Below are 15,319 nucleotides of genomic sequence, written 5' to 3' on the forward strand. Positions count from 1 at the left end.
AAAGAGTCCTCGATGACCCTCACCATCCTCGACGCGTGGCGCACCCGAGTGTCCCGGTCGCCCGATCGGCCCGCGCTGGCGTACTTCGATGCTGTTCTCACCGCTCGCGAGGTCGACGAGGCGTCCGACGCACTCGCCGCCGCGTTTGCGGACCGCGGAGTCACCCCGGGCGACCGCGTCGGCATCTACCTGCAGAACGTTCCGCACTACGCACTGACGTTCTTGGCGCTGTGGAAGATCGGTGCTGTCGCTCTGATCCTGAATCCCATGTACCGCAACAGAGAACTGCGACACCTGCTCGACGACGCGGAGCCCGTCGCCCTCGTGTGCGACGAATCGGATCTCGACGCGCTCCAAACCTCGCTGCAGGGCAGTACGATTCGGTTTCTCGTGAGCACCAGCGGACTGGATCTGCAGACTCGCAACGATCCGCGTGTGTTCACCACGACGACGCGCGTCACGCCGACGCCCGAGAACGACCTGCTCGGCCTCGTCGAGGCCTATCGCGGTCATGCGATCGGTGAATTCACACTGCAGCCGAACGATCTTGCGTTGTTGGCCTACACCTCCGGAACCACAGGACCCCCCAAGGGCGCTCGGATCTCGCACGCCAACGCATGTGCGACGGCCACGGACTTCGGTGAGCGTGCGGGAATGGAGGATGGCGACGTCGTGTTCGCTGTCGCACCGCTGTTCCACATCACCGGGGCCATGCTCGATGCTGCGGTGGCTCTGGTGCGCGATTGCTTGCTCGTGTTCGCGAACCGCTTCCACGCCGACGTCACGTTGGATGCTTTCGTCGAGCATCGGGTCACCTACACCATCGGGTCCATCACCGTGTTCAACGCGATCTCCGAGAGCCCGGGCGCGGACCGCAGACATTTCGCCTCGGTCAAGTCGCTGTACTCGGGCGGCGCGCCCATTCCCCCGGCCACCGTCTCCGCGTTCGAGGCGAAGTTCGGGTGCTATATCCACAATGCGTACGGAATGACCGAGACCACCGCCGGTGTGATCGCGGTGCCGCCCGGACTCCGGGCACCGGTGGACGCGTCGAGCGGATCGTTGTCCGTCGGACTGCCGCTTCCTCGCGTGCAGCTGCGCACACTCGATCTCGCCGGGCGACCGACCGAACCGGGAGTTGCCGGCGAGTTGGAAGTGTCCGGGCCGCAGGTGGTCTCGGGCTACTGGCAGAACCCGGAGGCGTCGGCGTCGACGATGCCCGAAGGTCGCCTGCACACCGGAGACGTAGCGATCATCGACGAACAGGGATGGGTCTACCTCGTCGACCGGCTGAAGGACCAGATCAACGTCTCCGGATACAAGGTCTGGCCCCGAGAGGTCGAGGACGCCCTCTACGAACACCCGACGGTGTTCGAGGCAGCCGTGGTCGGTCGTCCCGACACCTATCAAGGGGAATCGGTGGTCGCGTACGTGTCGGTCCGCAGTGGTTCCGCCGTGACCACGGACGACCTGATGGCCTTCGCACGCGATCGGCTCGCTGCCTACAAACGTCCGAAAGAAATACACATCGTCGACGAGCTGCCCAAGACTCAGACCGGGAAGATTCGTCGCGCAGCCCTCAAACCTGTTTCAGCACAGACTCACTCGAGTGAAAGTGGCACCCCATGACCGTTGGATCACCCCGCGACACCCGCTCGACACCGGACATCTCCTCGCGGAAGAAGTCGTTGTTCGCCAGCACGATCGGCAACGTACTCGAATGGTACGAGTGGAGCGCCTACGCAGTGTTCGCACCGTTCATCGCCGCGGCGATGTTCAGCCAGAGCGACCCGGTCTCGGCCCTACTGTCCACGTTGGCGGTGTTCGCCGTCGGATTCCTGATGCGGCCGCTCGGCGGTATCGTGTTCGGCCGGATCGCAGACAAGAAGGGGCGCAAGTTCGTTCTCGTCACCACCATGCTGATGATGGCAGCCGGAAGCCTGCTGATCGGCATCATGCCCACCTACGGTGCGATCGGGGCCTGGGCATCGGTGCTGCTGTTGCTCGCACGCGTCATGCAGGGTTTCGCGCACGGCGGCGAGTCGGCGACGGCTTACTCCTACGTCGGCGAGATCGCGCCGCCGAACCGACGTGGGATGTGGGGAAGCGTCGCGTTCGTCGCGATCTTCGGTGGCTCGGCACTGGCATACACGGTCGGTGGCGTCATCACCTCGACACTGTCCGAATCTGCTGTCGGCCAATGGGGTTGGCGCATCCCGTTCCTGCTGGGTGCGCTCCTCGCGCTGTTCGCTCTGTACCTGCGTAAGAACATGGACGAGAGCGAGGTCTTCGATTCGGAGCAGAAAAAGGTGAAACAGGACCCGATCGCACGCAGCACGGTCGTGAAGGCGATCGTGTTGGTGATCGGGATGACGTCGGGAATCACGGCGGCGCACTACACCTGGACCTCGTACGTGTCGACATTCGCCATCACGCAGCGTGGGATGAATCCCGACACCGCGTACTGGATGCTCGTCATCGCTCAGTTGATTGCGTTGGTGTCCCTGCCATTCTTCGGTCGTCTCTCTGATTCGATCGGTCGCCGGCCGATGCTGGCCGCCTTCGCCGTATCGATGTTCGCTCTGCAGATCCCTCTGACAATGATGATCTCGACGCAATGGTGGACGTTGCTCCTTCCATCGACGGTTGCACTGCTCGTCATCGCCGTCCCGGCATCGATTCTGTCGTCGACACTCTCGGAGAGCTTTCCCACCCGACTCCGCACGCAGGCAATCGGATTTGCCTATTCGTTCTCGGTGGCGGTGTTCGGTGGAACTGCGCCCTATCTCAACCAACTCTTCCTCGGCCTCGATCTGGGCTGGGTGTTCGGCGTGTACATCATGTTCCTGGCCGCCATGACCGGTGTCGCGTGCTTCTTCATGAAGGAAACTAGGGGAATTCGACTCGAGGACGTGTGATCCGACTTCGGCCGATCTACCGTTGACTCCATGAACAGCACCGATTCGATCACCTGGGGAATCCAGCCTGCACTCGCCGAAACGGTGGGGCCGTGAACTCACTGACTCCCTACCTCTGCGTTGCAGACTGCCGCGCCGCGATCGATTGGTATGTCACGGCGATGGATGCCGAGATCACGTACGAACCGATCGTCATGGAAGACGGCCGAATAGGTCACTGCGAGTTGGCAGTCGGTGCCGGTCGGTGGATGATGTCCGATGAATTCGACTCTGCCGGCGTTGCGGCACCCGACTCGAATCGCGGCGCAGCGGTGACGCTTCACCTTGCTGTCGACGACGTGGATGCACTCGCTGCACGTGTGACGGCAACGGGTACACCTATGGTGCGTGGTCCCGAGAACAGCCCGCCCGCAGGCCGAGTCGCAGTCTTCGTCGACCCGTTCGGGCATCGATGGTTTCTCGATCAGCCGATCGACGACTGAGTTCGGGCCGTCAGGGACGCGGTCACTTCTGCTGCAATCGCAGCTTCGCCGAGAGCGTTGGGGTGCAGCGGCACGAACTGGTCTGCGAACAGAAGCGGTTCGACCCACCGCACTCCGACGGGTCGACATGCGTCGTGACCCTCCGACACCACGGACATGTCGACGAATGTCGTGTCGGTATCGGCCGCCGCCTGCCGGACCGCCTCGTTCAGAGTGGCCTGGAGGTTGCGCAGATACGGCACATCTCCGAGCGCAACGGGAACCAGCGGTTCGCACGTGCTCTCGGCCGGAATGAGCCACGGGTAGCCGACGATGATCACCTTCGCGTCCGGGGCGCGAGTGTGGATGTCACGCAACGCCTGCCGAATCGACGGCAACGTGATGCCGACGATCTTGTCGTCGAAGGTGCTTCCGTTCTGCTGCTCGCACGGGTTGGACACACCGGGGTGGGTTGCCAGTGCGCCGACGCACGCGGCAATCGCACCCGAGAAGACGCTGTTGTCGTTTCCACCGATCATCGAGGTCACCACGTCGGTGGACGGCGACAACGCATCGATTTGCGCTCGAGTGCCACTGGATTGAGGAGTATAGAAGTCCTCGGTCGCTGCACCACCGCAGCTCACATCGGTCAGGTCGTAACCCTGCCGGCGCGCCACGATGTGGGCGAAGTTCTGCTCGGACTGCAGGCACTGAAGCGGTGTGCCCGGTGCCAGTGGAAGCACCCCGTTTCCTGCGCTGAAGCTGTCGCCGAGGTTGACGTGTTCGATCGACGATGCGGCCGCAGTGGAGGGCGTCGCCAGTGCGACAACGACGGCTGCGACAACTCCGAGCCCGAACCGTCTCGTCCTACTTCGCACCACGAACTCCCTCACTGCCGGATAGTGCCCGAGATGGTACCGCCGCCCGGCACCGCAGCGGATCGAGCGGGTTCACAAGCATCGAATGACACGCCGACGCCGCACGCACGTGCTCTAGGTTCAGTGCCATGAGAACTGCAGATGCCACCCGTCGACGCTTACTGCTCCTGCTGACCGTCATCGGTTTCGTCGTCCCCAACACTTTCGTGGTGACGTACTTCAAGGAGCACGGTGTCAGTCGCGAGAGCGCAACAGCCTTCTTCGCCGAGTGGGTCGCCTCGACACCGAATCGTGCTTTGACGGCCGATCTCGGCATCACCAGCGTCGCGTTCGGGCTCTGGTCCCTGTGGGATTCGAGGGACAACGGCGTCAGGCATTGGTGGCTGGTGCCCGTCGGTACCGGTTCGGTCGGAATCTGCTTCGCGGCACCGCTGTACCTTCTGCTGCGCGAGTACTCGCGGTAAGGGGCAGTGTTGCGGCGGTTCGCGCCGTAGTCGATCCGATGATCTAGCTTTGACGGCATGCGTCGGCTCGGCGCGGTGGACCTCTGGCAGAAGGACGCACTCCCATGACCGATGACACACTGGCCGACTTCGAGCGAACCGAGTTCACCGCGGACGGGCGGACAGCGCCCGTGTATCGCATCGGAACCGGACCGGCCGTGATCGTGATGTCGGAAATGCCCGGCATCACTCCGAGGGTCGCGGACTTCGCGAGAACCGTCGCCGGAATCGGTTGTACGGCCGTTGTTCCGCACCTGTTCGGTGTCGACGGCAAGGATCCGCTGACCGCGCAACTGGGAGCGCTCGGCACCGTTGCGGCCATGTCCCGCGCCATGGTGCCTGCGTGCATCAGTCGCGAATTCACCATCCTGGCCACCGGCAAATCGTCACGCATCGTGGTGTGGTTGCGCGCCCTGGCAGCGCAGGAGCACGAGCACTGCGGCGGACCAGGCGTCGGTGCCATCGGAATGTGCTTCACCGGCGGATTCGCTCTCGCCATGGCGGCGGACGATCGACTGATCGCACCGGTGCTCTCGCAGCCGTCGCTTCCGTTCGCGGCATCGAAGTCTCGCGGTAGATCCATCGACATCACCCCGGGCGACCTGGACAAGGTGAAAAGTCGGTGTGCAGCAGGGGAGCTCACGGTCCTGGGGATGCGTTTCGAAGGCGACAAGATGTGCCCACCTGCGCGATTCCAATGGCTGCGCGAGCAGCTCGGCGACGCTTTCGTCTCGGTGGAACTACCCGACTCCTCCTTCAACCCGGAAGCATTCGGACCACCGCATTCGGTCGTCACCGAAGGACTGATCGACGAGCCGGGGGAGCCGACCCGAGAGGCGCTGGATCAGGTACTCGACCTGTTCCGTAGTCGGCTGCTCCCGACTGCATAGTTTCTCGGACCTCCGGCCGGTCTCGCGATACGAAAACCAGGTCAGCCGAGTTGGCGTAGCTGAAGCGCAGTGTCCAACGCGAGTCGATGCCACGCAGATCGCGGATCTCGGCCGGTCAGTTCCTGGGCTCGGCGCAGTCGGTAGCGCAGAGTCTGCGGATGCACGTGCAACTGTGTCGCTGCGGCCGTGGCGGTGCCGGTGGCGATGAAGGCCGAAAGACCCTCGAGGATATGCGCATTCGCGGCCTCGGTGAGCGAGCCGAGAACGGTGCGCACCACCTCGCTCGTGTCCGCGGTGGGCCGCGCGGTCAACAGTGCCAGCAGCTGCCCGTCACCGGTGTCGAGCACGGCACGGTCGTCGAACGCGTGATCCGGTGCAGTGTCCAGAGCTTCCGAAGCGAGTCTCCACGCGCTGCTGACACCGGCAATCGTCGATCGCTCCACGAGGCATCCACGCACACCGGTCGCACGGGATGCGACGTCGACGTGGGCGCGACCGATCTCGGACGGCAGTAGCAGGATCGCCCGCTGCTCGCGCCGGGTGCACAGATGACTCCGCTGCGTCGACGGCGTGGTGCGATCGGGCGGCGCGAGTCCCAATGCGAGAACGAGAGATTCGACGGTGTCGTCGGTCAGTGATCTGGCCACGCTTGTCGGCTCCACCACCAGCAGATTCGGGTGACTGGGCAGTTCGAGGTCGAGTTCGCGGGCGCGATCGGCCACTGCTCCGGGCGAATTGTGTCTGCCTGCAAGCAGGTCGTCGAGCAAGAGGGCGTGAGCCTGCGCTCGATTGGATGTGAGTTGTTCGCGCGCAACGATGTACGCGCCGATGATTTCCTCGGATATCGCGTCGATGGCGTCGAGCACGCCCAGGCTGAGATCGGCGATGTCCGGTGGGTCGAGCGCATCGAGGTACTCGGTCGCCACGTGCCGAACGAACACGCTCGACGCAACTCGGTACGCTCTCAGCACATCGGCCAACGGTCGGCCGTCGGCGGCGCGAGCCGCACCGATCGCGCGGAATCGACTGTGATCGCGTTCGTCGATAGCCGGATCGCCGCCGGCCCACAACGTCATCAGGCGACGCAGCGACCAGTAGGCGATCGCCTCGACATCCGCCAATTGCGGACCGTGCAGGTTGCGATAGACCGGGATTGCATTCCGTACGGCCTGCACTGCCGACGCCACCACAGTGACCAGTTCCGTTTCGATCTCGGCGACCACCGCGGCCCGGGCTTGGTGCATCGCGGAATCGTCTCATAGTTGTCAGGGACTGATAAACCGTATCGTCATTGGAGCAGATTTCCTTGAGTTCCGGTGCTGACGACAGCACAGTCGAGGGTGACAGTCGGGCCGAGCAGAAGAGTGGGGCAATGGACGCAGACGTGATCGTGGTGGGTGCAGGCTTGGCCGGACTGGTGGCGACCGCCGAACTGGCCGACGCCGGAAAGCGGGTGCTGCTCCTCGACCAGGAGCCCGAGCAGAACCTGGGCGGTCAAGCGTTCTGGTCCCTTGGCGGTCTGTTCATGGTCGACACCCCGGAACAGCGACGCATGGGCATCAAGGATTCTGCGGAGCTTGCGTGGCAGGACTGGCTCGGCACCGCGACCTTCGACCGCGGCATCGACGATCCCGCCGGGGAGGACTACTGGGGGCACCAGTGGGCGCGCGCGTACCTCGATTTCGCGGCGGGGGAGAAGCGGTCCTGGCTGCACGCGCAGGGCGTGCGGTGGGTACCCATCGTCGGGTGGGCCGAACGTGGTGGCTACCTCGCCGAGGGACACGGGAATTCGGTTCCGCGGTTCCACCTGACCTGGGGTACCGGGCCTGGAGTCGTCGCACCGTTCGAGCGACGCGTGCGTGAGGCCGCCGACAAAGGGTTGGTGCGCTTCGGTTTTCGTCACCGCGTCGACGAGTTCATCGTCAGTGCCGGCACAGTCGAGGGAGTCCGAGGCGCAGTTCTCGAACCCAGTGCCGCGGAGCGAGGTTCGGGCAGTACCCGGGTCGAGGTGAGCGAGTTCGAGTTGCGTGCCGGAGCCGTGCTCGTCACAGCGGGCGGCATCGGAGCCAACCACGACATAGTGCGCGAGAACTGGCCGGCACGGTTGGGAACGGCTCCGAAGTCCCTGATCTCGGGAGTCCCCGAACACGTCGACGGCCGCATGCTCGGTATCACCGAGAAAGTCGGTGGCCGCCTGGTCAACAAGGACCGCATGTGGCACTACACCGAGGGCATCAAGAACTGGAATCCGATCTGGAAGAACCACGGAATCAGAATCATTCCCGGCCCGTCGTCCATGTGGTTCGACGCGCGTGGTCGACGGTTCCCAGTTCCCAACTTCCCCGGATTCGATACTCTCGGAACGTTGAAAGCCATCCAGGACAGTGGATTCGACTACTCCTGGTTCGTTCTGACGCAGAAGATAATCGAGAAGGAGTTCGCGCTCTCGGGATCGGAGCAGAATCCGGACATCACCGGGAAAAACCTCAAGCTCGTCCTCGGCCGAGTGTTGCCCGGTGCCAGCGAACCGGTCGAGGCGTTCAAGAAGAACGGAGAGGATTTCGTCGTCGCCGATACCCTCGCCGAACTCGTCCAGGGCATGAACAGGATCTCCGGCGAAAATCTGATCGACCTCGTCGATCTGAAGCGGCAGATCGAGTCCCGCGACCGTGAGGTCGACAACCCGTTCACCAAAGACCTGCAGATCTCCGCAATTCACAACTCGCGTCGTTCGCGCGGAGAGCGCATCGCGCGTACCGCCTCACTGCACAAGATCCTCGATCCCAAGTCGGGTCCGCTGATTGCCGTGCGTTTGAACATCATCACGCGGAAGACGTTGGGCGGCATTCAAACCGACCTGCAGGGCCGTGTCCTCGACGGCGACGGGCACGCGATCGACGGCCTGTGGGCGGCAGGTGAAATCGCCGGTTTCGGCGGCGGCGGTGTACACGGGTATCGCTCATTGGAGGGAACGTTCCTGGGTGGGTGCATCTTCGGTGGCCGGCAGACCGGACGCGCGCTTGCTGCGCAGGCGTGACAGTGGCCCGGAGAATCGGTCGTCCCGCGCTGCCGGGTCCGACGGAGATCGCCACCACTGCGTCGGCGGGTCCCCGGTCGCCGGTGACGGTGTCGTTTCTCGGTGTGAGCACCGTGCTCTTCGACGACGGCGAATCGGCGATCCTCACCGACGGCTTCTTCTCGCGACCGTCGCTTCCGAAAACCCTTGCACTACCGCTGCGGTCGGACATGCGGCGCATCGATTCGGCCCTGCGCAGAGCCGGGATCACCACGCTCGACGCTGTGCTGTGTGCCCATTCGCACTACGATCACGCACTGGACTCGGCGGCGGTAGCGCTGCGCACCGGTGCCGTTCTGGTCGGCGGTTCCTCGACCGGTTTCATCGGGCAGGGTTCGGAGCTCCCGGACGGCCGGATCGTCGTGGTCGAGAACGGTGAGACAACGGCGCAGGGCAACTTTGCCGTCACGTTCGTCGAATCGGTTCACTCGTATCCGGATCGAGCGCACGGAACGATCGACCGGCCACTGACCCAGCCGGCTCGGGTGCGTGAGTACCGGTGCGGGGAGGCTTGGTCGATGCACATCGAACACGTTCCGAGCGGCCGGACCGCACTCGTGCAGAGCAGCGCCGGGTTTCGGTCCGGCATGCTCGACGGTCGCCATGCCGACGTGGTCTACCTCTCGATTGGGCAACTCGGCCGCCGACCGCGCGCGTTCATCGAGCAGTACTGGCAGGAGACGGTCGTGGCGGTCGGTGCCCGACGCGTGGTACTGACGCACTGGGACAACTTCTTTCGGTCCCTGGACGAACCCCTGCAGGCGCTCGCGTACGCCTTCGACGACATGTCTGCCTCCGTCGGTGTGCTGAACGCCTGCGCGCGACGAGACGGGATCGACCTCGAACTGCCGACCCTGTGGCGACGCGGCGACCCATGGTCCTGACGAGGCCGAGTCACGGATCAGCCGGTGCGGTCCTCGATCGACTCGACGATCGTTCGCGCACACAATTCGGGGTCGTCGATCATCGGAACGTGACCGACGCCGGGTAGTGCGACGAACCGGGCTCCGGGCAGTCGTCGCCGAGCGACGGGAACGAACTCGGCCGGCGGGAAGATGCGATCGTGCGCAGCCCACGCGACGGTCATCGGACACGGAACTTCGAGGAGCGGTTCCATGCATTCGCGTGTGTCGAGCAGTTCGTACGCCGCCTCGCACCCGACGAGGTCCTGGAACGATCGGACGGCTTGCTGCCTCGTCATTCGTTCTCCGTGGACCGCGATGTCGCGCATGGCAATTCGCCGACCGACGCCGAACTTCATCAGCGGCGGAGCGAGATGGCGGGTCGCGTCGGCCAACTTCTTGGTCCGGATCAGCGTGGCCCGGCCGGCACCGGGCTTCTCGTTCTTCTCCCACAACCCGGCCGGTGAGAATGCGCAGACCGACCTTGCCCGACCCCGTCGAGCAAGTTCGACAGCCATCCATCCGCCCATCGAGTTTCCGGCGATGTGCACTGCGTCGAGGCCGCGCTCGTCGAGTTCGCGTTCCGCGGTATCGGTGACGGCGGTGAACGTCGCTTCGGCCAGTGGCGGACCTCCACGATGGCCGGCAGCAGTGGGGACGATGAGGTCGAAACGGTCTGCGAGAAGCGGTACGACGGTCTCCCATGCTGCTGCAGACATCGTGACGCCGTGCAGCAACATCAGCACAGGTTTGTCGGTCATCGGCTGAACTCTGCCAGTCGAGTCGAAACCTGTTCCGGGAGGCCATCGTTCTGCTTCTGGGCCGCCGTCAACACGTCGAGGTGGTTGTATCCGCGCAGCTTGACGGGCACGTCGTTGGGGTTGTCCGATGACCCCAGGTCGAGGCCGCCGTCGCCCTGCAGCGTCAGCACCGGGTTGCGGGTGACGCCGTCCCGGTAGAGGTAGTGAGCGGCGATCGACGGTGCGGTCGGTTGGCCGAGATCGGTGTTGATGGCCGTCGGGAAATGCCACTCGGTGAAGTCCAGTGGCGGCTCGCTCAGACTCCGGGCGATCTGAGAAATGGAGCTGATTTCCTTCGACGGATCGGTGTACGAGTTCGGGGTCATCTCGTCGTAGTCCTGCCAGGTGTAGACCACGGATGGGTCCCCGTAGCTCGTCGGTGCTGCCTTGCGGTCGCTGCCGAACACCTGACCCAGGAACGGAACGGTCGCGATCACGTCGTTCGGCATCGGGAAGTATTTGTCCTGAACGGGTCCGTTGCCGATGAAGCCGACGCTGGTCTGCAGAAATCCGAGTGGCTGCGAATTGTCGTCGAGCAACGCACCGACGACGGCTTCGTTGGTGGCGTACAGCGTCCTGATGTCGGGCAGTCCGGTGGTGGCCATGAAGGGGTCCTTGGACAGCAAGGTCCTCAGTGTGGCATCGAAGTTGAGGCTGCGCGGTAGTCGGTCGACGACGTCGTTGACTCCCGTCGGGTCCAATCGAGCGGCAAGTCCCGCTATCGCAAGCAGATTCGTCGTTTCCGGATTGATGACGGCGGGCAATCGCGTCACCGGGTACACGTCGGTCAACGCACCCGACGCGGCCTCGATGGGACCGGCGAGCGCCGGCGGAACTTCTGGAATGTCGAGGTTGCGGACGGGGTTCGGCGGACCGGCCTTGATCACGGTGTCGAGCGCGAAGTACCCGGAGCATTGGTTGTATCCGGCGTCGTCGGTGGTTGCAGGGTTGCCGTCGAAATCCCAGTTCGCGAAGTACCCGGTCAGGAATCCACCGAGGGAATGGCCACCGCACAGTACCTTCTGCTGACGGATTTTCCGGTCGGGGAATTCGAGACGCAGCACGTCGTACTGGTCGCGCATGGTCTGCACCAGGCCCTGGTTCCTCAACCACGCGGTGCCTGCGCCTTCGGCATATCCGGCGAAAGTACGGCCGTCGGCGGATCCCCCGGCGAAGTAGTAGTCCGTGGCGATGTCGAGGTCGTTTCCGGCGAGTGCCGCCTGGGTTCCGGTGTGATCCTCCAGGCAGTTCGAGCGACGGTCCAAGGCCCAGAACTCGATGTGTCTGCCCTCGGCATCCGCCGCGGCGACAGTGTTACGTGCTACGGACTCGAAGGCACCCGCGCCCTCGAACACCCCAGGCTGTGCCACGAGCACTCGGTCGGCGTCCGCTGAATTCTCGGGACCGTCCGCTGCTCGGTATCGCAGATAGGAGAGCCGATCGCACTCCGCCGGGTGCGGCGCAGAATCCGCGGGAAGCGGTGCGTCGAGAACGACCACCGTCGCGACGACCCCGGTGACGGGTGAGGACGACGAGATCTCGCGTTCGGTGCGGCCCGGTACAGGCTCCGCAGACACTGCAGCTGGTATCACGGCCGAAACAGACACCACCAGCGACGTGCACACGGCACCACGCACGAACGAGCGCCGCGCGAATTCCCCCAGAATTGTCATGGCCCCCACCATCGGCATGAATACGTCGTGCGTCTGGCAATCTAGCACCGGACCGCGCCGCGGCGAACCGCAATCGGTCAGAGATCGTCGAGGGTGACCAAGCCGTCCTGCAGTGCCCGGGCCACGAGCGACGCTTTGGTGGGTGCCGCTCGACCGACAGTGGCGTACTTCGCGCGAATTCGAGTCAGGTGGGTGTTCACCGTGCCGAGCGCGATGTGCAGAACCGCACACACTTCTTGTTTGGAGTCGCAGCGCAACCACGCACCCAGGACTGCGATTTCACGCGTGGTGAGTCCGGGATCGGCACACTTCGACGCTTCTTGCTGTGACTTGGGCGTGTCGGTGCCGGAATTCGCGGCGGTCCTGGCCCGCACGGTCGATGCACTGCGGCGCGGCGCGAATCGCTTTGCCGGGTGGATCGCGGTACCGGACGCGGCCTGAATCGTCGTGGTCGACACACCTGTACTCGTCACTCGCATTGCATCCGACCCCCGCTGTCCGACTTGCGTATTTCGAACATCCGACCACGCCGGAAAATATGAAACAACACCAACGGGTTCGAGGCCGAAGACGGCATTGGATATTTCTATCGAACCAGCTTTATCAACGTATAAAGTCAGGGGTTCACGGGGCCATTGCTACAGTTCACTGTCCACCGGATCGAATACCGTAGGCGGTCGTCGTTGAGCCCGAAATCCACACCCCGCGAACAACTGCTCCGGGCGGGCTCACGATTGCTGACCGATCTCGATATGTCGGTGCTGGCCAGATCTTTGTCGATTGCCTCGGTCGTGGAAGAAGCCGGGCTGTCGCATCAGACTTTTCACAACGCATACCCCGGGTCCTCCCGTGCCGGGGAGCGTGGTGGCAAGGAAGCGTTCGTCGAGGACCTGCTCGCGCACGTGACCCTGCAGTACACGAAGCGCGACGACGCGGAGCATCCCTCGTCGGATCTCGCGTCCTACTTCGAGCAACTGACCTCCGGTCTGCTGCGCAGGAGAATGATCGGCGCGATGATCGCCACCGACCACGCCGGAGCGCGATCGTCGTTGGCACCCGAATTCGATGCCATGGACGCCGCCGTCGAGGATGCCGTCCGACACAAGCTCCGTGCGCTCGGGGGTTCGGTGAGAACGCCGCTGACGGTGACCGGACTGTCCGCAGTCCTCGTCGCTCTGCTCGACGGGCTCGCTTTCCGTGAAACCCTCACCCCGGGAACGGTGCCCACGTCTCGAGCGTCCGCGGCGGTCGAATCGCTGCTGGACTGGGCAGTGGACCCGGTTCACTCGGATCGTCGCGGACGCACCGCGGGATCGGCGGACGCGCCTGCTTCTCTCGAGGGCCGCGATCATTCGAGGGCCGACATCGAATCCGACGTCATCGCGGCGACCGAGACGTTGTTCGGAGCACACGGATATTTTTCGGTCACCCTCGCCGACATCGCAACTGCCGCCTCGCTCACCGTTGCCGATCTCAAGCGCCTGTTCCCGAGCAAGGTCGACATCATCGTTGCCGCACTGACGCCCGAGTTCGAGCGCGTCCTTCGGCTGGGTCGCGCGGACGCGCGACTGGAGGTGGAACCCATTGCTGCACTGGAGCGTTCGGTCCATCGGCTTGCGGAGTTCGTGGCGCGCAACCGCTCGATGAGCTCGGGGATGCTACTGGCCCTGAGCTTCGAGCAGTTTCACGAGCCGAGCACTGTCACCACCATTCGGGAGCAACTCCCGCTGCCCTCGGCGCTCATCTCGATCCTCGAACGTGGACAGCGTCGAGGCGACTTCGGTACCGAGGCGTCGGCGAGCGAACTGGCGACGATACTTGCCAACAACGTGGTGATCAGATCCGTCTCCAGGTCCGAGGAAGGCCCGGAAGAAGTCTCCGACTACGTCCTGCGGGTGTTCCTGTCAGGAATACGCGCTCGTTGAGCTGACCCGCGGAACCGGCCTCGACAGCTACGAGTCGGCGTCGGCTCGGGGTACCTCGAAGGCGAGCAGTGCGACGTCGTCCTGCAGGCCGTCCCCGAAGGAGGCCAAGAGCGACGTGAGGTCGTCGACGATCTTCGGTGCAGTCGTCGGACCCTTTCTGGCAGCGAAGGATTCGAGGCCACCGTCGTCGTCGAAGCGCGTCCGCCCGGGTCCGACGATCGCTTCGGTCAATCCGTCGGTGTAGAAGGCCATGACGTCGCCGGGTCGTAGAGTCACCGATGCCGACGCGAAGTGCGGCTCGGCCAATGCTCCGACCAACTGGCCACCGGTGGTGTCGACGAAGTCCACGACGGCGTCGTGAGTGATGCGCAGTGCCGGGGGATGTCCGCCGCTGGCAAGGTCCACCACTGCGCCGTCAGGTCCCGGAGTGATGGTGCCGAAAACCACTGTGCAGAAACGTGGGTCGTCGCCGTGAAACTCGTGGTGCAGAACAGTATTGAGGTTTTCGAGTACCGCGATCGGGTTGCGGTCGAACACTGCCGCGGCGCGCAGGGTGTACCGGGTCAGTGAGGTCACGGCGGCGGCTCCGGCACCCTTACCGCTCACGTCGCCGAGGAAGAATCCCCACGTCTGCTTGTCGAGGGGAAACACGTCGTAGAAATCGCCGCCGACCTCGTCGATGGATGCGGGGTGATAGTGGGCTGCCACGTTCATGCCCGTCGGAGCGGACAGTATGGGCGGCAGCAGAGTTCGTTGCAGCGTCGACGCCAGGATCTGCACCTGCGTTCTCTCCGCCTCGGCAAGCTTGCGCGCTTCCTCCGAGGCACCCAATGCGTCCTGTGACCTGTCCAGAGCGGCTTCTGCGTTGTCTTGGGCGGCCTCCGCATTGTCGCGCGCGTCGACCAGATCCTTCTCGCGCACATGGCGTTCGGTCTCGTTGTGCAGCGTCATCGTCACCGTCATGGCCCCCGCGGGCGTACGCAGACTGTTGGCCAGTATCGATACGGCTATCGTGGCACCTCGATCGGGTGCGACGGTCAACTTCGCGGTCGCTCCGATCGGTGAGGTCGATCTCGACGTCGACGCAACATCCATCAGGGCCGTCAGCATCGGCTCGAACTCGATCGTGAACAGGTCGGTGACGGTCGTCCCGACGAGCGCCTCACGGCTGCGCGCGGTGATCCGAGCGGCGGCCGCGTTGGCGTACAGGATTCGGGAAGTGGCGACGTCGACCGAGAACACCCCGCACGGTGCAGTGTCGAGTAGATCAGCAGCCGTGGCAGACATTGGGAC

General features: G+C 64.2%; 14 protein-coding genes. 8 read left to right on the forward strand and 6 right to left on the reverse strand.

All coding sequences use genetic code 11. The features are described from left to right. The first annotated feature begins 12 nt into the window (after nt 1–12). From R4P57_RS00415 to R4P57_RS00425, 3 genes are all read left to right on the forward strand, one after another. Entirely contained in the window at nt 13–1,629 is a 1,617-nt protein-coding gene (locus R4P57_RS00415) for a class I adenylate-forming enzyme family protein (protein ID WP_317800933.1), read from the forward strand. After that, nucleotides 1,626–2,918 carry an MFS transporter gene (locus R4P57_RS00420; protein WP_317800934.1) on the forward strand — a complete coding sequence of 431 codons (1,293 nt, stop codon included), beginning with the start codon at nt 1,626–1,628 and terminating at the stop codon, nt 2,916–2,918. The genes R4P57_RS00415 and R4P57_RS00420 overlap by 4 nt, the downstream gene beginning before the upstream one ends. Nucleotides 2,919–3,010: 92 nt before the next feature. Continuing rightward, entirely contained in the window at nt 3,011–3,400 is a 390-nt protein-coding gene (locus R4P57_RS00425) for a VOC family protein (RefSeq protein ID WP_317800935.1), read from the forward strand. Here R4P57_RS00425 and R4P57_RS00430 read toward each other — a convergent pair. Then, entirely contained in the window at nt 3,382–4,257 is an 876-nt protein-coding gene (locus R4P57_RS00430) for an SGNH/GDSL hydrolase family protein (RefSeq protein ID WP_317800936.1), read from the reverse strand. The two genes, R4P57_RS00425 and R4P57_RS00430, sit on opposite strands and share 19 nt — an antisense overlap. Nucleotides 4,258–4,385: 128 nt before the next feature. On the opposite strand from R4P57_RS00430, the gene R4P57_RS00435 reads away from it, so the two are divergent. After that, entirely contained in the window at nt 4,386–4,721 is a 336-nt protein-coding gene (locus R4P57_RS00435) for a DUF2834 domain-containing protein (RefSeq protein ID WP_314142094.1), read from the forward strand. 104 nt (nt 4,722–4,825) lie between these two features. Next, the gene (locus R4P57_RS00440) at nt 4,826–5,650 is read left to right on the forward strand and encodes a dienelactone hydrolase family protein (protein ID WP_317800937.1); all 825 of its coding nucleotides are present in this window, start codon (nt 4,826–4,828) and stop codon (nt 5,648–5,650) included. Nucleotides 5,651–5,691: 41 nt separating this feature from the next. Here the strand turns inward: R4P57_RS00440 and R4P57_RS00445 are convergent, their stop codons facing one another. Further along, nucleotides 5,692–6,894: a helix-turn-helix domain-containing protein gene (locus R4P57_RS00445; protein WP_317800938.1), complete on the reverse strand. Its 1,203-nt coding sequence runs from the start codon at nt 6,892–6,894 to the stop codon at nt 5,692–5,694. 128 nt (nt 6,895–7,022) lie between these two features. Here R4P57_RS00445 and R4P57_RS00450 point away from each other — a divergent pair, with 128 nt between their 5' ends. Together R4P57_RS00450 and R4P57_RS00455 are read left to right on the forward strand one after the other, a co-directional pair. Beyond that, entirely contained in the window at nt 7,023–8,687 is a 1,665-nt protein-coding gene (locus tag R4P57_RS00450; RefSeq protein ID WP_317800939.1) for an FAD-binding dehydrogenase, read from the forward strand. Between the two features lie 2 nt (nt 8,688–8,689). Further along, nucleotides 8,690–9,610 carry an MBL fold metallo-hydrolase gene (locus R4P57_RS00455; protein ID WP_317800940.1) on the forward strand — a complete coding sequence of 307 codons (921 nt, stop codon included), beginning with the start codon at nt 8,690–8,692 and terminating at the stop codon, nt 9,608–9,610. A gap of 17 nt (nt 9,611–9,627) precedes the next feature. Here R4P57_RS00455 and R4P57_RS00460 read toward each other — a convergent pair whose 3' ends face one another. The 3 genes from R4P57_RS00460 to R4P57_RS00470 form a co-directional block, all read right to left on the reverse strand. After that, nucleotides 9,628–10,389: an alpha/beta hydrolase gene (locus R4P57_RS00460; RefSeq protein WP_317800941.1), complete on the reverse strand. Its 762-nt coding sequence runs from the start codon at nt 10,387–10,389 to the stop codon at nt 9,628–9,630. Next, on the reverse strand, nt 10,386–12,101 hold the full coding sequence (locus R4P57_RS00465) for a hypothetical protein (protein WP_317800942.1): 1,716 nt from the start codon (nt 12,099–12,101) through the stop codon (nt 10,386–10,388). The genes R4P57_RS00460 and R4P57_RS00465 overlap by 4 nt, the downstream gene beginning before the upstream one ends. 77 nt (nt 12,102–12,178) lie before the next feature. After that, nucleotides 12,179–12,559, reverse strand: a complete 381-nt coding sequence (locus R4P57_RS00470; protein WP_317800943.1) for a LuxR C-terminal-related transcriptional regulator — start codon at nt 12,557–12,559, stop codon at nt 12,179–12,181. A 225-nt stretch (nt 12,560–12,784) separates the two neighbouring features. On the opposite strand from R4P57_RS00470, the gene R4P57_RS00475 reads away from it, so the two are divergent. Beyond that, nucleotides 12,785–14,026, forward strand: a complete 1,242-nt coding sequence (locus tag R4P57_RS00475; protein ID WP_317800944.1) for a TetR family transcriptional regulator — start codon at nt 12,785–12,787, stop codon at nt 14,024–14,026. Nucleotides 14,027–14,053: 27 nt separating this feature from the next. Here the strand turns inward: R4P57_RS00475 and R4P57_RS00480 are convergent, their stop codons facing one another. Continuing rightward, entirely contained in the window at nt 14,054–15,313 is a 1,260-nt protein-coding gene (locus R4P57_RS00480) for a PP2C family protein-serine/threonine phosphatase (RefSeq protein WP_317800945.1), read from the reverse strand. Nucleotides 15,314–15,319: the final 6 nt, after the last annotated feature.

The sequence above is a fragment of the Rhodococcus sp. IEGM 1330 genome (genome assembly GCF_033142445.1).
Taxonomy (GTDB): Bacteria; Actinomycetota; Actinomycetes; order Mycobacteriales; family Mycobacteriaceae; genus Rhodococcoides.